The organism is Mycobacterium sp. 1245499.0, from assembly GCF_001673615.1.
Classification (GTDB): domain Bacteria; phylum Actinomycetota; class Actinomycetes; order Mycobacteriales; family Mycobacteriaceae; genus Mycobacterium; species Mycobacterium europaeum_A.
Genome location: NZ_LZMG01000128.1, coordinates 1 through 15,868, shown reverse-complemented (window position 1 = coordinate 15,868; position 15,868 = coordinate 1). Strand labels below are relative to the sequence as shown.

Here is a 15,868-nt window from a genome sequence, read left to right as displayed (position 1 = left end):
GCCGGCGCGGGCGGCCACGAGTTGCCGATTGGCGTCGACATTGGAGAGGGCGGGCGACGCCGACTGCGGGTGCACGGTGATCCCGGCGTACTGCGCCGGCTGGAGGACTGCGACGAGCGCGACTCACCGTAGCGAGACGGGATCCTCCGGGATCAGCAGAAGGCGGCGGCCGAGAACCATCCCCCGGCCACCAGCGCGATGAGGAGCGCCGCGGTGGTTTGCCCCATCATCGCGGCCGCGATGACGCCCACGATTGCGCAGATAAAGACGGTGACGGTCAGGAAGGCGACGAGCAGACGGTGTGAATTGACCGCCGCGCCGGTACGAGGCGCGATGACGGTTTTATGAGGACGATCCACGCCAACCATGAAATCTCCTTCGGTGTGACGCCCGCAACATGTCACGGCGAGATGTGGTCTACATCACATGATAGGCCTTCAGCCGTCGACCGCTCGGTTATCCGCACGGAACGTCGCGGCGGCATTACGATTCGTCGTTATCCACCTGAGACCGCCAATTAGGTTTTCGCCTCGATGCGGATTACTGTTGCCCGCGGTTCGTCCGCGACTCAGGAAAGCAGCCATGTCTGTTCAGCCCACTCTGCTGCGCCGCCAATCGTTGCGCGGCGCCCGCCGAACGCGGGTCGCTCCCCGCGTGAAGTGCCCGATGGTCGGCCAGTGCTTCGACATCGAAATCACTCGCGACGCGGATGGATGGATGATCCGGATTCCCGAGATCGGCAGGGCCACCCGCGCCAGCAGCCGGGCCACCGTGGAGCTGGCCGCCCGCGAGTCCATCGCGACCTGGACCGGCATCCCGATCGGTTATGTCGCCGTTTACGTCGCCAGCGAGACCAGCTAGCTACCTAGCCGGCTTGGGAGACGGCGATTGATTTCGTATCCACGTAGCCGTCGAGACCTTCGGGGCCGAGTTCTCGGCCATAGCCGCTGCCTTTGACGCCGCCGAAGGGCGCGAACGGGTCCATGGTGTAGCCCTGGTTGATGCCGACGGTGCCGGTATGGATCCGCGCGGCGAGAGCGAGGGCCCGGTCGGTGTCGTTTCCCCACACCGATCCGGCCAGGCCGTAGTCCGAATCGTTGGCGATCGCCACCGCCTGGTCCTCGTCGCGGTAGGGGATGACGGTGATGACGGGGCCGAAGATCTCTTCCCGCGCGATCCGCATGGTGTTGTCGGCCGCCGCGAACAGGGTGGGCCGGACGTACCAGCCGCGGTCGAGCCCGTCGGGCATGTTGGCGCCGCCGACGATCAGCCGTGCCCCCTCCTGCTGACCGACGTTGATGTAGTCGCGAACGCGCTGCTGCTGGCGACGGGAGACCAGGGGACCGAGCTGGGTCTTGGGGTCGCCCGGATCGCCGACGCGAAGGCCGGACATCTCGGCGGCGAGCGCGTCGACATATTCGTCATGGCGGTCCTGTGGCACCAGGACGCGGGTGAGCGCGTTGCAGATCTGGCCGCTGTTGGACAGGCTGGCCGATCGCACGCCGGCGGCGACCTTGTCCGGTGCCGCGTCGTCGAGGACCAGCGCCGCGGACTTCCCGCCGAGTTCGAGGCTGACCTTGGTGAGGTTGGCCGCGCAAGCGGCGGCGACGGCGCGGCCCGCCGCGGTGGAGCCGGTGAACGACACCTTGTCCACTCCGCGGTGGGCGACCAGGTAGGCGCCGAGGCTCGCATCGCCGGGCAGCACGCTGACCACACCGGGCGGCAGGCCGGCCTCGTCGATCATCTCGGCCAAAAGCAGGGCGTCCAACGGGCTTTCGGGCGCGGGCTTGAGCACGACGGTGCAGCCGGCCAGCAGCGCCGGCACCAGCTTGGTGACGATGAGGAACTGGGGCATGTTCCACGGCACGATCGCGGCGACGACGCCGACGGGCTCCTTGCGGACCAGCACGTCGCTGCCGAAGAACCCGGTCCTGGTCTCCTGCCACTGATGCCGCTCGGCCAGGTCGCAGAACGCGCGGATCATGAACGCGGGCAGGCCGACCTGGGCGCGCTGGGCGAAGCTGATCGGCGCACCGATCTCGGCGGTGATGATGTCGGCCATCTCGCCGCGGCGCCCGTCGTAGATGTCGGCCAGCCGCCGGATCGCGGCGATCCGGTCCGACGGTTCGCTGTGGCCCCAGGGCGCCGAGGTCAAGGCCGCGCGCGCGGCGGTTACCGCGGCGTCGACGCCGTCGGATCCCGCCGCATCGACCTCGGCGATGGGTTCTTCGGTGTGTGGTGAGATGACTTGCACGACACTGCGGTCCATCCGTGCCTCCCGAGGCCAATATCAACTACTTGCTATTGATGGGGTCGAGGATATACCGTCGGCCGTGACGGAGCTCTCAGGGATCGGTGAAACCGGTGCGCAGGCGGTTGTTTCGCGCAGACAGTGCTGCGAGACGCGGCTGGGCGCCGACGGTTTGCCGAGATTGGACTGCTTAAGGAGCGATCATGGCTCGATTCCCCAAACCGCCGGAGGGCAGCTGGACCGAGCACTACCCGGAACTGGGCACCGACCCGGTGTCGTACCACGACTCCATCAGCCCGGAGATCTACGAGCTGGAGCGCGAGGCCATCTTCAAACGGGCCTGGCTCAATGTCGGTCGCGTGGAACAGCTTCCGCGTAAGGGTAGTTACCTCACCAGGGAGCTGAAGGTCGTCAACACGTCAATCATCTTGGTCCGCACCGCATCCGGTGACATCAAGGCCTACCACAACGTGTGCCGGCACCGCGGCAACAAGTTGGTGTGGAACGACATGCCGCAGGAAGAGACGAGCGGCGTGTGCCGGCAGTTCACCTGCAAATACCACGCGTGGCGCTACGACCTGAACGGCAACCTCACCTTCGTGCAGCAGGAGGAGGAGTTCTTCAACCTCGACAAGAGTCGCTACGGCCTGGTGCCGGTGCACTGCGAGGTCTGGGAAGGCTTCATCTTCGTCAACTTCGCCAAGCAACCCGAGCAGTCGCTGCGAGAGTTCTTGGGGCCCATGATCACCGGGCTGGAGGGTTACCCCTTCGACAAGATGACCTCCCGCTGGTACTACCGCTCGGAAGTCAAGGCGAACTGGAAGCTCTACATGGACGCGTTCCAGGAGTTCTATCACGCCCCGGTGTTGCATGCGAACCAGTCGCCGACCGCGTACTCAAAGGCGGCCGCCCAGGCGGGTTTTGAAGCCCCGCACTACCGGCTGGACGGGCCGCACCGGCTGGTCAGCACGTCGGGGGTGCGGGCCTGGGAAATGGCCGACGAGATGCGCAAGCCGATCGAGGACATCTGCCAGAGCGGACTGTTCGGGCCCTGGGACAAGCCCGATCTCGGGCCGATGCCCGCCGGGCTCAACCCCGCGAAATGCGACCCGTGGGGCCTGGACTCGTTCCAGCTGTTCCCCAACTTCGTCATCCTGTTCTGGGGTCAGGGCTGGTATTTGACCTATCACTACTGGCCGACGTCGTACAACAGCCACCTTTTCGAAGGAACGCTGTACTTCCCGGCGCCGCGTACCCCGCGCGAGCGGGTCGCTCAGGAATTGGCGGCCGTGTCGTTCAAGGAATACGGGTTGCAGGACGCCAACACCCTGGAGGCGACGCAGACGATGCTCGAATCCCAGGTGATCGACGAGTTCCTGCTCTGCGACCAGGAAGTCCTGATCCGTCACCTGCATAAGGAGACGGCGGCCTGGATCGATGACTATCGCCGGACCTCGACGGCAGGAGTGTGAACACGATGTCGATGTTGCCCGCCGAGTTCGCCGACCTCGAACGGTTCGCCGAGTGGTGCCTGCCCAGCGAACCGGAACGCTACGCGAAGAGGCTGGCCAGCTCCATGACGGAAATGAAGGCCTTCTACGACGCGATCACCCCGCGTGCCGAAGAGGCGCTGGCGTTCTGCGACAAGTTCTCCCTCGACGACCTGCCCGACGACGTCCAAAATTTGATGCATCTGCTGTATTCGATGATCATGGTGTCGTTCCCGGTGGAGTGCTGGAAACAGCCCCGCGTCCCCGATTCGGGTGCTTCGAGCCTGGACTGCGTGTCCGAGCCCGTTCCATGACCTGCGTGCTGCGGGCGGCGCGTTGGGCTGACGTCGTGACGGGTCAGATCCACACGCCGGCGGAGGTGGTGATCGACGGCGAACGCATCGCCGCGATCAATCCCCAAGAGCCGCTTGACGATTCGGCCACCATCGTCGATCTCGGCGACGTGACGCTGCTTCCCGGGCTGATGGACATGGAGCTCAACCTACTCATCGGCGGACCCGGCGGCCCCGAGGGACTGCCGTCGCCCATGCATGGCGTGCAGGACGACCCCGCGTATCGCACGCTGCGCGGCGCGGTCAACGCGCGCACCACGCTGGAGGCCGGGTTCACCACGGTGCGCAATCTCGGGCTGATGGTCAAGACCGGGGGATACCTGCTCGACGTGGCGCTGCAGCGCGCCATCGACCAGGGTTGGCACATCGGACCGCGCATCTATCCCGCCGGACACGCCGTCACCCCGTACGGCGGGCACCTGGACCCGACTGTCTTCCAGCGGTTGGCCCCCGGGGTCATGCCGCTCTCGGTCGCCGAAGGCATCGCCAACGGCGTTCCCGACGTGATCGCTTGCGTGCGTTACCAAATCCGGCACGGCGCCAAGCTGATCAAGGTGTCCGCCTCGGGCGGGGTGATGTCACACAGCACCGCGCCGGGTGCCCAGCAGTACTCCGATGCCGAGTTCGCCGCCATCGCCGACGAGGCCCACCGGGCCGGGGTGCGGGTGGCCGCGCACGCCGTGGGGGACAGCGCAATTCAAGCGTGCATTCGCGCCGGGATCGACTGCATCGAACACGGATTTCTGGCCAGTGACGAGACCATCCAGATGATGGTCGATCACGGCACATTCCTGGTCTCGACCACGTATTTGACCGACGCCATGGCCATCGATCGGATCGCACCCGAGCTTCGCAAGAAGGCGCTCGAGGTGTTCCCGCGGGCAAAGTCGATGCTGCCCAAGGCGATCGAGGCCGGGGTGCGGATCGCCTGCGGCACCGATGCGCCGGCCATCCCGCATGGCCACAACGCCAAGGAACTGGGCGCGCTGGTCGAACGGGGCATGACGCCGGCGCAAGCGATCCACGCGGCCACCGTGGTGGCAGCCGAGCTGATCGAGGCGGACGACGAGTTGGGCAAGCTGGCGCCCGGTTATCTGGCTGACATCATCGCCGTCCCCGGCAACCCCTTCGACGACATCGCCACCACCCTCGACGTCCGCTTTGTCATGAAAAGCGGGCAGATCTACAAGACCCCCGCGACGTAACGGAGGCGGGCATGGAACTCACCGACAACATCCTGTGGCTGCTCAAACAGGCCTTCTACTACTCGCTGACCACCATCAACGAGGCGATGCGCGAACACGGCGTGAGCACCGCGCAGATCGGCGTGCTGCGCCAACTGGCCAACGAACCCGGCTTGTCCGGCGCCGAGCTCGCGCGGCGGCTGCTGATCAGCCCGCAGGGCGTCCAGCTCGCGCTCACCGCCCTGGAACGCCGCGGCCTGGTGGAAAGAAAGCAGGATCCCCAGCACGCGCGCATCTTGCGGGCCTACCTCACCGGCGAGGGCCGCAAGGTCGCCGAAACGGTGGTGAACGACGCGATCGCCGCCCATCAGGAGGTGTTCGGCGTGCTGACCGAGCAGGAGCAACGGACCCTGCGTGAATTGCTGGGCCGGGTGGTCGAAAAGGGCACCGGCCACGAACTGTTCAACGACCACGTCGAGGGCTGACCGCCCGTGGGCAGCGACGGGCTGCGCCTGTATCTAGTACTTGAGACTAATCGCAAGTAGTTGATACTCTGGCCGGGATGGGTGAAATCCGCGCGACCACAACCGCCGGTTCGGCGACCGCGACCGACGCCGGGGGCGCCGGTGTCGGCATCGCTGCGTCGCCGGATGGCTTTGTGCCACTGCGGATCAAGCGCGTGGTTCGCGAGACCCGCGACGCCGTGTCGATCGTTCTCGATGTCCCACCGGGCAGCGCGGAACAGTTCGGGTACCAGGCCGGACAGTTTCTGACGCTGCTGGTCACCGTCGACGGACGCGAGCATCGACGGTGTTATTCGATGTCGTCGTTACCGGACGAAGACCTGCAGATCACCGTCAAACGCGACCGAGACGGTGTGGTGTCGAACTGGCTCAATGACACGGCCGCACCCGGCGACCAGCTGCCCGCCCTGCCGCCGCAGGGTCGCTTCGTGTTGCGCGAGACCGACCGAGATCTGATCGCCTTCGCCGGGGGAAGTGGCATCACGCCGGTGTTTTCGCTGCTGCGGACGGCCCTGATGTCGGGCACCCGCGCCACGCGACTGTTCTACGCCAACCGCAGCCGCGATGCGGTGATCTTCGACGAGGCCTTGGCGTCGCTGGCCGCGCGGCACGCCGATCGCTTCGTTCTGCACCACCACCTCGACGACCACACCGGCTTCGTCACCCGAGCGGAGATCGAGGCGTTCGTCCGCGATGCCGGCGACGCCGAGGTATACATCTGCGGGCCCAACGAGTTCATGGAGATTGTGCGAACCGCCGTGTGCGCGGCCGGCGTGCCGGCCGATCGCCTGCACATCGAGCATTTCGACGTCGACGACGTGGCCGCGGCGGCGCCCCCGGACACCGAGGTGGTGACCGACGAGGTCACCATCGTGCTGGACGGATCGACGACGACCGCGCCGTACCACTCGGGCAACACGTTGCTGCAGACGGCCCGCATGGCCGGGCTGCGCGCGCCGTCGTCGTGTGAGATCGGTTCGTGCGGAACGTGTATGGGCCGCTTGACCCACGGCAGCGCCCGGATGATCAACAACGACGCGCTCGATCCGGACGAGGTCGAGGAGGGCTGGGTGCTGACGTGTCAGGCCCTGCCCACCAGCCCCACGGTGCGGGTGGTCTACGAGTGAGGGAAAGGGTGGAGCGGAGTCGATGACCAGGGTGGCGGTGGTGACCGGAGGCGCCTCGGGTATGGGCGAAGCGACGTGCCATGAATTGGGTCGGCGCGGACTCAAGGTCGCGGTCCTCGATGTCAACGAGCATGCCGCACAACGCGTCACCGACGATCTGCGCGCCGACGGTGTGACCGCGCTGGGGGTGGGTGCCGACGTGACCGATCGGTCCGCCGTGGAGCACGCGTTTGCGAAGGTGCGCAGCGAGCTGGGCCCGGTGACGGTCCTGGTGACCAGTGCGGGCATGTTCGACTTCTCGCCGTTCTTGGAGATCAGCGCCGAAACCTGGTCGCGGATCATCGATGTCAATCTCACCGGCACCTTTCACTGCTGCCAGGTCGCTCTGCCGGACATGGTGGAGGCGCGCTGGGGCAGGATCGTGATGATCTCGTCGTCGAGCGCCCAGCGGGGCTCGCCGTTCGCCGCCCACTACGCGGCGTCCAAAGGCGCGGTGATCACCTTGACCAAGTCGTTGGCCCGTGAATATGCGCCGCACGGGATCACGGTGAACAACATTCCGCCCTCGGGCATCGAAACCCCGATGCAGCACCAGGGCCAGGCCGCCGGATACCTGCCGTCCAACGAGCAAATCGCCAGCAACATCCCGTTGGGTTACCTCGGCACCGGCGCCGATATCGCCGCGGCCGTGGGATTCCTGTGTTCGGAAGAAGCCAGGTACATCACCGGCCAGGTTTTGGGCGTCAACGGCGGAGCGGTGATGTGATTGTGAGGATTCGATGACCAGAGCAGGCAGGCTCCCGGAGGGCTCCTGGACCGAGCACTATCCCGAATTGGGAACGGGGCCCGTGTCTTTCAAGGACTCGACGTCGCAAGAGTTCTACGAACTCGAGCGCGAGGCGATCTTCAAACGGGCATGGCTCAACCTCGCGCGGGTGGAGGAGTTGCCGCGTGTCGGCAGCTACCTGACCAAGGAGATCGAAGTCGTCGGCGTCTCGGTGATCCTGGTCAAGGGCAAGGACGAGCGCATCCGGGCGTTCTACAACGTGTGCCGGCACCGCGGAAACAAGCTGGTGTGGAACGACTTTCCCGGCGAGGAGACGCGCGGGACGTGTCGGCAGTTCACCTGCAAGTACCACGGCTGGCGCTACGACCTGCAGGGCGCCTTGAAGTTCGTCCAGCAGGAATCGGAGTTCTTCGACCTGGACCCCGCGCAGTACGGGTTGCGGCCGGTGCACTGCGACGTGTGGAACGGCTTCGTCTTCATCAACTTCGACCCCGAACCCCGCCAGAGCCTGCGGGAGTTCCTCGGTCCGATGATCACCGGCCTCGACGGTTACCCGTTCGACAAGTTGACCGAGCGCTACGACTGGGTGGCGCACAACAACAGCAACTGGAAGATCTTCGCCGACGCCTTCCAGGAGTACTACCACGTGCCCTCGCTGCATTCACAGCAGGTCCCCTCCGAGGTGCGCGACCCCAACGCCGGATTCACTTGCGGGCACTTCCAACTCGACGGCCCGCACCGGCTGGTGTCCACGGCCGGGCGGCGGCGCTGGCTGCTGCCGCCGGAATACATGTATCCGATCGAGCGGGCCACCCGCAGCGGACTGGTGGGACCGTGGCGAACCCCCGACATCGGCGAACTGCCGGCCGGACTCAACCCCGGCGGGATCGAGCCCTGGGGCATCAGCAATTTCCAGATCTTCCCGAACATCGAGATCCTGATCTATGGCGGGTGGTACCTGCAGTACCGGTACTGGCCCACCTCGCACAACACGCATCGATTCGAGGCCTACACCTACTTCCATCCGGCGCGAACCGTGCGGGAGCGCATCGAGCACGAGGTCGCCTCGGTGGTGCTGAAAGAGTTTGCGCTGCAAGACGCCGGGATGCTCGGCGGGACGCAGGCGGCACTCGAGTACGGGATCGTCGACGACTTCCCGCTCAACGATCAAGAGATCCTGGTGCGCCACCTGCACAAGGTCGTGGTCGACTGGGTCGACGCCTATCGCCGCGAACGGGATTCGGTGGGGGTGTGACCATGCCTGTCAAGCTGCCCAGCGCCTTCGCCGAGCTGGAGGGCTATGCCGAAACCTGGTGCCTGGCAACCGAAACCGAACGCTGGAACGCCCGGGTCAACTCGTCGATGCCCGAACTGCGCGACTTCTACGACGCGTTCTTCCCCCGGCTCGAAGAGGCGATCGACTACTGCGACAAGTTTCCCCTGGACAACGTGCCCGACGACGCGCTGAACCTGTTGCACATGATCTATTCGCTGATCATGGTCGCCATGGCGGTGGAGATCATGCATCAACCCGCCCCGGTCGACGCCGCCGACGCGGTGATGATCCGCACCGGTGGCCCGGTGCCCTGAGCTTTCCGCCGTCAGACATCCCTTCATCGAAAGGAGCGACGATGAGTCTGCTCACCATCACCAAGCTCACCGAATCCGTCGGTGCCGAAGTCGCGGGCCTGGAGCCGGCCGCGCTGGCGGGCGACGACTCGGTGGGTGCAGCCGTCCTGGACGCGTTGGAGGACAACGGCGTTCTGGTGTTCCGCGGCCTGCAGCTCGACCCGGCGGCCCAGGTCGAGTTCTGCCGCCGCCTCGGCGAGATCGACCACTCGTCCGACGGTCACCACCCGGTGGCCGGCATCTACCCGATCACCTTGGACAAGTCCAAGAATGCCTCGGCCGCCTACTTGAAGGCCACCTTCGATTGGCACATCGACGGCTGCACACCGCTGGGTGACGAATGCCCGCAGAAGGCCACCGTGTTGACGGCCGTCCAGGTCGCCGAGTGGGGCGGCGAAACGGAGTTCGCCAACTCCTACGCCGCCTACGACGCCCTGACCGAGGACGAGAAGGAGCGGTTCGGCACGCTGCGTGTGGTGCACTCGCTGGAAGCGTCCCAGCGCCGCGTCTACCCCGACCCCTCCCCGGAACAGGTGCAGCGCTGGCGGTCCCGGCGCACGCACGAACATCCGCTGGTGTGGACTCACCGCAGCGGCCGCAAATCGCTGGTGCTGGGCGCCTCCGCGGACTACGTCGTCGGCATGGATCTCGACGAGGGACGCGCCCTGCTGGACGAGTTGCTCGAGCGCGCAACGGTGCCCGACAAGGTGTACAGCCACAGCTGGTCGGTCGGCGACACCGTGATCTGGGACAACCGCGGAGTGCTGCACCGCGCGGCCCCCTACGACCCGGACTCACAACGCGAAATGCTGCGCACCACCGTGCTCGGCGACGAACCGATCCAATAGCATGACCGCGTCCGACGGACATCCACTGCGCCTGTCACCGTTACCCGCCGACGAGTGGGACGAGGGCGCGCGCACGGCGCTGGCGTCCCTGATCCCGGCCGAGCGGGCGAATCCCGTTGGCGCGGGCAATGTTCTGTCGACCATGGTCCGTCATCCCGAGCTGACCGCGGCCTACCTGCCGTTCAACGCCTACCTGCTCGCGCGGTCGACGCTGTCGCCCCGCGTGCGAGAAGTCGCGCTGCTGCGCGTGGTACACCGCAGCAACTGCGGCTACTTGTGGTCACACCACGTCCCGATCGCCCTGCGCGCCGGCCTGACCGAATCCGAGATCGACGGCATCCGATCCGGGCACTGCGCCGATCGGACGGACCAGGCCGTGATCCGGGCCGTCGACGATCTCACCGCCGACAGCACGATCAGCCAGGCAACCTGGGATCTGTTGTGCGAGTTGTTCACCCAGCAGCAGTGCATGGACCTGACCTTCACCATCGGCGGCTACCTCCTACTGGCCTTGGCGGTCAACACCTTCGGCGTCCAGGAGGAGCACGGCTAGACCTGGTCGCCCGCTAGTCCGCGCGGGACAGGGCGGCGCGCGGGCATTCGGCGATCGCCCGCTCGACCAACGCCTCCTGCTCGACGGGCACCGGATCGGCGGTGACCACCGCGTAGTCGTCATCGTCGAGCCGGAAGACATCCGGCGCGATGTTCACGCAGTAGGCATTGCCTTCGCACCGATCAAGGTTCACTACCGGCCGCATGAAGATCCTCCTTCTCCGATCGAGAGCTCGGAGTTTTTACAGTACAACTTGTGTAAACGCTAGCTTAGGGCGGCCGGGCGGGAAACGGCCTCCGATTCGCGACTTCTCAGTGACCTCTCAGTGCCGCGGCCTTAGGCTGGAACCCTGGGTCCGGGAGGTCGACGATGAAGATCGCATCCGTCATCGCCCGCCAACTGCTGGACTGCAAAGCCCGGCCCCTTCTGGAAGTCGAAATCACCACCGACACCGGCTTTGTCGGCCGCGGCGCAGCTCCGACCGGCAGTTCGGTGGGGTCGCACGAGGCGTACGTCCTACGGGACGGGGACCGGACCAGATACAACGGCCTGAGCGTGCACCGCGCCATCGCCGCGGTGGGCGACGAAATCGCCCCGGCCCTGATCGGCGCGGAGCTCGACGATCCGCGATCCCTGGACCGGGTGCTGATCGCGCTCGACGGCACACCGGACAAGCACCGGCTCGGCGGCAACGCGATCTACTCCACGTCGATCGCGCTGCTGCGCGCGGCCGCCGCCGCGGCGGGCACGTCCACCTATACCTACATCGGCGAACTGCTCGGGCTCGAACCGCCCACCACCGTCCCGGTGCCCAGCTTCAACATGATCAATGGCGGGCACTACGGCGACGTCCGCCAGACGTTCAGCGAATTCCTGGTGGTGCCGTACCGCGCGGACTCGATCGAATCGGCGGTCGAAAGGGGGGTGCGTCTGTTCGAGACGCTCGGCGAGGTGCTCGCCGAGCGACTGGGCCGCGCGCCGATGCTGGCGTCGTCGTACGGATACATCGCGCCGTCCAGTGACCCGCACGCCGTCATGGAGGTGCTGGCCGAGGCCGTCGAGCGCGCCGGCTGCGCCGACATCATGGCGTTCGCGCTGGACTGCGCGTCCAGTGAGGTGTACGACAGCGACTCTGCCACATACGCATTCAACGGCGAGCGGGTGACCGCGGAGGAGCTGATCGACTTCGCCCGCGGACTGTCCCAGGAGTTTCCGATGTTGTTCATCGAGGACCTGCTCGACGGCGACGACTGGGCCGGGTTCGCCAAAGCGGTGCAGACGGTGAACCGTTCGATCATCCTGGGCGACGACCTGATCGTCACCAACCGCGCCCGCCTGCAGCGGGCGGTCGAATCGTCCGCCGTGGACGGTTTCGTGCTGAAGCCCAACCAGGTCGGAACCATCGCCGAGGCGCTCGACTGCTTCGAATACGCCACGCGCAACGCCGTTTTGGCGATTCCCTCGGGCCGCTCGGGTGGCGTCATCGACGACGTCGTGATGGATCTGGCGGTGGGCCTGGCGGCACCGTTTCAAAAGAACGGCGCGCCCCGCTCGGGCGAGCGCATCGCAAAGCTCAACTTCCTGCTGCGCGCGGCCGAAGACATCCCGGATTGCGCGTTGGCGGACGTGCCGGCGTTGGCGAGGTTCTGAAAACGTCAGTGGCCGGCGACCAGGGCGAGTTCGGCGGCCACCGCGGTCCCGCACACCGCCAACACGATCGAAAGCGCCGCCCAGTCGGCCCGTTTCGGGCGCGACGGGGCGGCCGAGATCTGGCCGGTGCCGCCGCGGGCGGTGATCGCATCGCCCATCTCGTCGGCGCGGCGCAGCGTCACCGTGATGACCGCGACGACCACGTCGATCACGTCCGTCGCCGGACGCCGCAGCCGGGCCCAGCGGGTCTGCGGGGGCTGTTTGGGCCGCAACCGGCGAGCGGCGAAGAGCACCCGAAATTCGTCGATGAGCATCGGAAAGGTGCGCAGCGCGAGCGCCAATGCCACCGACCAGTCGTCGACCGGGACCCGCACCGGCCGCAGGAAGCGGCCCAAAGTAGCCACCGCCGGGGCGATTTGGGCAACATTGGTCGTCCACGACACCAGGGCGCCCAGGGCGAGCAACACCACCGACAGCACGGTGATGCGCAGGAAGTCGAGCAGCCCGCCCAGGCCCAGCGACGCCGATCCCAGCCGGATGTACGGACTCCCGCCGGCGAATGCCGCGTTGGCGCCGACGATCACCAGCACGATCCACAGCCAGCGCGGCACGGACGGCAGCACGCCCCGCGGGATGCGGGCGAGCCGGATTCCCGTGGCCGCCAGGGCGGCGGTGAGCCCGATCGCCACCCAGCCGGGAAAGAACGTCAACAGCAACGAAATACCGAAAGCCACAAGTAATTTCGTCCCGGCCCACAGGTTGTGGATGGGGGAGGTGCCCGGCACTGGCCGCAGCAGCACGAAGGGGCGACGGCGGCCGGCCGGGTGCTGCGCCGGTGGGACGGCGGCCACCGAATTGTGCTGCGCCGCGGCCGGCGACGGTTCCAGCGAACCGTCACGCAGGTGCAAGGTGCGTGGGCACAGCTCCTGAAGCCCGGCGAAGTCGTGCGAGATGACCACCACGGTCAGGCCGGTGTCACGGCGCCGCTGGGCCAGCAGCTGGACCAGGCCGCGCTGACTGGCGGCATCCAGTCCCGCCAGCGGCTCGTCGAGGATCAACACCCGCGGCGACCGGGCGAGCAGACCGGCCAGCACCACCCGACGCATCTGGCCGCCGCTGAGCTGGTCGATGCGCCGCTTGGCCAGCCCTGCGTCCAAGCCGACGGCCGCCAGCGCCGCGATCACCCGCGCGTTATCGGCGGGCGAAAACCCGGCCGCCGAGGCCACTTCCAGGTCCACCCGGCCGCGCATCAGTTGCAGCCGGGCCGCTTGGAATTGGATCGCGACCGCTCCCACCTGGTCGGCGGTCGGGCGCCCGTCCAGCAGGCAGGCGCCGGTGGCCGGCACGGTCAACCCGGCCATGATCCAGGCCAGGGTCGATTTGCCGGAACCGTTGCCGCCGTGGATCAACAGCCCGTCGCCCTCGTGCACCGCGAAGCTGACGTCGCGCAGCGCAATCTGAGCCCAGGGCGTGCCGCTGGCGTATTCGTGTCCGACACGGACGAGTTCGAGCACCGGCGGGCTGGCGGGCCGTCCGTTCGGCACCGTCGGAGCCGGCGCGGTTGCGCTGCGGACCAGGTCGGCGTCGAGTGACGCGTCGCCGAGGTTGATTGCGCGGTCAGCGTATTCGGCCTCGTCGTTGTAGTGCGTGATGTGCACCAGGGCCGTCTGGTGGCGTTCGGTGAGGCCGGACAGGACGGCGAGCAACTGCTCCCGGCCCTGCCGGTCGACCATGCTGGTGACCTCGTCGGCGATCAGCAGCGCCGGCTCGCGCGCCAGGGCCGCGGCCACCGCCAGGCGCTGCAGCTCCCCGCCGGACAGACTGCCCGTGTCGCGGTCCGCCAGCGCGCCCAAGCCGACCTCGCCGAGGAGCCGGGGGATGTCGGTGGTCTTGCCGGGCGGCAGTCCCCAGACCACGTCGTCGGCGACCCGCGTGCCCAGCACCTGGCTTTCCGGGTGCTGCATGATGACCGCGGTGCCGCCGAGCTCACCGAGCCCCACCGCCCCCGGGCGCTCGACGACGCCCGATGTCGGTTCGCGCCCGGCCAGGATCAACATCAGCGTGGTTTTCCCGGACCCGTTGGCCCCGGTGACCGCGATGTGCTCGCCCGTCCGCACGTCCAGGCTGACCGCACGCAGCGCGTCGTGGTCGGCGTGCGGGTAGCGCAGCCGCACCCGCTCCAGACGCACCGGGACCGGCCGGATCGGGCCGCCGCCGGCCGGCGCGTCCAGCTTGTGCACGTCGGGGATCCCGCGCAGTCGCTCCAGCACCCGGGACAGCGCCCACCAACCGACCAGCGAAGCACCCACGATGGTGAAGACGGCGTAGCCCAGCACGAGCCACTGCCAGTAGTGCAGCGCCTCGGCGAAGAACGCCTTGAACTGTTGCGCGGGCGCGCGCAACTGCGCCACCCGCGAGACGACCGTCACGGCACCGTCCACGGTGGCGCTGGCGGCGTGGAAGGCGAGCTGCCGGAAGCGGGTCAGGACGGTCAAGGCGGCGACCATGCCGGCGCCGACGACGACACCCGCGCCGAACGACACCGCGATCACGGTCGGTGTGCCGCGGCGGTGGCGCTTGACGGTTCCGGCCAGCCCACCGACATAGGCGCAGAGGGCGATCGCTCCCAGGCCGCTCAGCCCGACGACCAGAAAGCCGATCACACCGGCGGCGACCGTAGCGGCGATCAGAACGCGGATCCGGTAGCGGTAGGCCAGCAGCCCGGTCGGCACGCTGCCGAGCAGGCCCAGCCCCCCGCCATGCGGAAGGACGACCGCGATGATGGCGATCGCCGCGCACAACGCGCCCATCACCGATGCCTGCGCCAGCTCGCCGGGTCGCAGCGATCCGGCCCGCGTTTTCGGCATCGCAGCGCCGGGCGCCTTCACGACACGATTATGCCCGTCGTCGGCGGGGCGCCTGTGCGTCTCTTATCAGATCTTCAGGTAACCCTTGTCGGCGGGAATTTGCGCGGCCGTCACAAGCGACGAGGCGTCGCTGGCGAGCCACAACACGATGTCGGAGACCAGGTTCGGGTCGGCCAGTGAGTCGGTGGGCAGCGCACCGGGGGAGAAGCTGTGAATGTAGGTCTGGTTGTCGGCGAAGAGCTGCCACATCGAGGGGTCGTTGCCCATGGGCGTGTCGGTGCCGTACGGGTGCACCGAGTTGACGCGGATGCCGTATCCACCCAGTTCGACCGCCAACGAGTTCGTCAGCCCGACCACGCCGAACTTGCTGGCGCAGCAATGGCAAGAGGTCCTCGACACCAACCTGACCGGAGTTTGGAACACCATCAAAGCGACCGTGCCGGCGATGATTCAGGCGGGCAACGGGGGCTCGATCATCACCATCAGCTCGGCGGCGGGCATCAAGGCCGTACCGGGATGCGGTCACTACTGCGCCAGCAAGTTCGGCGTGGTCGGGCTGACGAACTCGTTGGCGGTCGAACTGGGTGGATACGGCATCCGCGTCA

General features: G+C 67.3%; 16 protein-coding genes and 2 pseudogenes. 13 read left to right on the top strand and 5 right to left on the bottom strand.

Features of this window, described 5'->3' with window-relative positions:
• Window positions 1-152 precede the first annotated feature (152 nt).
• A complete protein-coding gene (locus tag A5646_RS06445) occupies window positions 153-368 on the bottom strand; it encodes a hypothetical protein (protein WP_067020680.1) in 216 nt (71 codons plus the stop codon).
• Window positions 369-666: 298 nt separating this feature from the next.
• On the opposite strand from A5646_RS06445, the gene A5646_RS06440 reads away from it, so the two are divergent.
• A complete protein-coding gene (locus A5646_RS06440; protein ID WP_066881330.1) occupies window positions 667-861 on the top strand; it encodes a long chain fatty acid-CoA synthetase Faa4p in 195 nt (64 codons plus the stop codon).
• 4 nt (window positions 862-865) lie between these two features.
• On the opposite strand, the gene A5646_RS06435 is transcribed toward A5646_RS06440, so the two are convergent.
• Window positions 866-2,269: an aldehyde dehydrogenase gene (locus tag A5646_RS06435; protein WP_067020677.1), complete on the bottom strand. Its 1,404-nt coding sequence runs from the start codon at window positions 2,267-2,269 to the stop codon at window positions 866-868.
• 185 nt (window positions 2,270-2,454) lie between these two features.
• Here A5646_RS06435 and A5646_RS06430 point away from each other — a divergent pair, with 185 nt between their 5' ends.
• The 10 genes from A5646_RS06430 to A5646_RS06385 all read left to right on the top strand — a co-directional run bounded on the left by A5646_RS06430 (window position 2,455) and on the right by A5646_RS06385 (window position 10,746).
• A complete protein-coding gene (locus tag A5646_RS06430) occupies window positions 2,455-3,723 on the top strand; it encodes an aromatic ring-hydroxylating dioxygenase subunit alpha (protein ID WP_067020676.1) in 1,269 nt (422 codons plus the stop codon).
• On the top strand, window positions 3,720-4,055 hold the full coding sequence (locus A5646_RS06425) for a hypothetical protein (RefSeq protein WP_197499536.1): 336 nt from the start codon (window positions 3,720-3,722) through the stop codon (window positions 4,053-4,055). The genes A5646_RS06430 and A5646_RS06425 overlap by 4 nt, the downstream gene beginning before the upstream one ends.
• Window positions 4,052-5,299: an amidohydrolase family protein gene (locus A5646_RS06420; RefSeq protein ID WP_066864878.1), complete on the top strand. Its 1,248-nt coding sequence runs from the start codon at window positions 4,052-4,054 to the stop codon at window positions 5,297-5,299. Before A5646_RS06425 ends, A5646_RS06420 begins: the two co-directional genes overlap by 4 nt.
• Window positions 5,300-5,310: 11 nt before the next feature.
• Window positions 5,311-5,763, top strand: a complete 453-nt coding sequence (locus tag A5646_RS06415; protein ID WP_066864875.1) for a MarR family winged helix-turn-helix transcriptional regulator — start codon at window positions 5,311-5,313, stop codon at window positions 5,761-5,763.
• Between the two features lie 77 nt (window positions 5,764-5,840).
• Window positions 5,841-6,929 (top strand): ferredoxin--NADP reductase, encoded by a 1,089-nt coding sequence (locus A5646_RS06410; RefSeq protein ID WP_082984650.1) that lies wholly within the window; start codon window positions 5,841-5,843, stop codon window positions 6,927-6,929.
• Window positions 6,930-6,951: 22 nt separating this feature from the next.
• Window positions 6,952-7,695 (top strand): SDR family NAD(P)-dependent oxidoreductase, encoded by a 744-nt coding sequence (locus tag A5646_RS06405; protein ID WP_067020673.1) that lies wholly within the window; start codon window positions 6,952-6,954, stop codon window positions 7,693-7,695.
• A gap of 13 nt (window positions 7,696-7,708) precedes the next feature.
• Entirely contained in the window at window positions 7,709-8,971 is a 1,263-nt protein-coding gene (locus A5646_RS06400; protein ID WP_067020670.1) for an aromatic ring-hydroxylating dioxygenase subunit alpha, read from the top strand.
• The gene (locus A5646_RS06395; RefSeq protein WP_067020667.1) at window positions 8,968-9,306 is read left to right on the top strand and encodes a hypothetical protein; all 339 of its coding nucleotides are present in this window, start codon (window positions 8,968-8,970) and stop codon (window positions 9,304-9,306) included. Before A5646_RS06400 ends, A5646_RS06395 begins: the two co-directional genes overlap by 4 nt.
• Before the next feature lie 41 nt (window positions 9,307-9,347).
• The gene (locus A5646_RS06390; protein ID WP_067020664.1) at window positions 9,348-10,193 is read left to right on the top strand and encodes a TauD/TfdA family dioxygenase; all 846 of its coding nucleotides are present in this window, start codon (window positions 9,348-9,350) and stop codon (window positions 10,191-10,193) included.
• Window position 10,194: 1 nt separating this feature from the next.
• The gene (locus tag A5646_RS06385; protein WP_066864859.1) at window positions 10,195-10,746 is read left to right on the top strand and encodes a carboxymuconolactone decarboxylase family protein; all 552 of its coding nucleotides are present in this window, start codon (window positions 10,195-10,197) and stop codon (window positions 10,744-10,746) included.
• 13 nt (window positions 10,747-10,759) lie between these two features.
• Here the strand turns inward: A5646_RS06385 and A5646_RS06380 are convergent, their stop codons facing one another.
• On the bottom strand, window positions 10,760-10,951 hold the full coding sequence (locus A5646_RS06380) for a ferredoxin (RefSeq protein ID WP_067020662.1): 192 nt from the start codon (window positions 10,949-10,951) through the stop codon (window positions 10,760-10,762).
• Between the two features lie 164 nt (window positions 10,952-11,115).
• On the opposite strand from A5646_RS06380, the gene A5646_RS06375 reads away from it, so the two are divergent.
• On the top strand, window positions 11,116-12,396 hold the full coding sequence (locus tag A5646_RS06375) for an enolase C-terminal domain-like protein (protein ID WP_067020660.1): 1,281 nt from the start codon (window positions 11,116-11,118) through the stop codon (window positions 12,394-12,396).
• Between the two features lie 5 nt (window positions 12,397-12,401).
• Here A5646_RS06375 and A5646_RS06370 read toward each other — a convergent pair whose 3' ends face one another.
• Both A5646_RS06370 and A5646_RS06365 read right to left on the bottom strand, forming a co-directional pair.
• Entirely contained in the window at window positions 12,402-15,284 is a 2,883-nt protein-coding gene (locus tag A5646_RS06370) for an ATP-binding cassette domain-containing protein (RefSeq protein ID WP_067020657.1), read from the bottom strand.
• 45 nt (window positions 15,285-15,329) lie between these two features.
• Window positions 15,330-15,644 (bottom strand): annotated as a pseudogene (locus A5646_RS06365) (SDR family oxidoreductase); the annotation flags it as partial.
• On the opposite strand from A5646_RS06365, the pseudogene A5646_RS06360 reads away from it, so the two are divergent.
• A pseudogene (locus A5646_RS06360) lies at window positions 15,634-15,868 on the top strand (SDR family NAD(P)-dependent oxidoreductase); the annotation flags it as partial. The pseudogenes A5646_RS06365 and A5646_RS06360 overlap by 11 nt on opposite strands.

Excerpts from the sequence above, each read along its gene's own strand:
- A5646_RS06390 (WP_067020664.1), top strand. The coding sequence starts at position 9,348 with ATGAGTCTGCTCACCATCACCAAGCTCACCGAATCCGTCGGTGCCGAA.
- A5646_RS06380 (WP_067020662.1), bottom strand. The coding sequence starts at position 10,951 with ATGCGGCCGGTAGTGAACCTTGATCGGTGCGAAGGCAATGCCTACTGC.
- A5646_RS06385 (WP_066864859.1), top strand. The coding sequence starts at position 10,195 with ATGACCGCGTCCGACGGACATCCACTGCGCCTGTCACCGTTACCCGCC.
- A5646_RS06440 (WP_066881330.1), top strand. The coding sequence starts at position 667 with ATGGTCGGCCAGTGCTTCGACATCGAAATCACTCGCGACGCGGATGGA.
- A5646_RS06410 (WP_082984650.1), top strand. The coding sequence starts at position 5,841 with ATGGGTGAAATCCGCGCGACCACAACCGCCGGTTCGGCGACCGCGACC.
- A5646_RS06415 (WP_066864875.1), top strand. The coding sequence starts at position 5,311 with ATGGAACTCACCGACAACATCCTGTGGCTGCTCAAACAGGCCTTCTAC.
- A5646_RS06405 (WP_067020673.1), top strand. The coding sequence starts at position 6,952 with ATGACCAGGGTGGCGGTGGTGACCGGAGGCGCCTCGGGTATGGGCGAA.
- A5646_RS06420 (WP_066864878.1), top strand. The coding sequence starts at position 4,052 with ATGACCTGCGTGCTGCGGGCGGCGCGTTGGGCTGACGTCGTGACGGGT.
- A5646_RS06435 (WP_067020677.1), bottom strand. The coding sequence starts at position 2,269 with ATGGACCGCAGTGTCGTGCAAGTCATCTCACCACACACCGAAGAACCC.
- A5646_RS06375 (WP_067020660.1), top strand. The coding sequence starts at position 11,116 with ATGAAGATCGCATCCGTCATCGCCCGCCAACTGCTGGACTGCAAAGCC.
- A5646_RS06400 (WP_067020670.1), top strand. The coding sequence starts at position 7,709 with ATGACCAGAGCAGGCAGGCTCCCGGAGGGCTCCTGGACCGAGCACTAT.
- A5646_RS06445 (WP_067020680.1), bottom strand. The coding sequence starts at position 368 with ATGGTTGGCGTGGATCGTCCTCATAAAACCGTCATCGCGCCTCGTACC.
- A5646_RS06430 (WP_067020676.1), top strand. The coding sequence starts at position 2,455 with ATGGCTCGATTCCCCAAACCGCCGGAGGGCAGCTGGACCGAGCACTAC.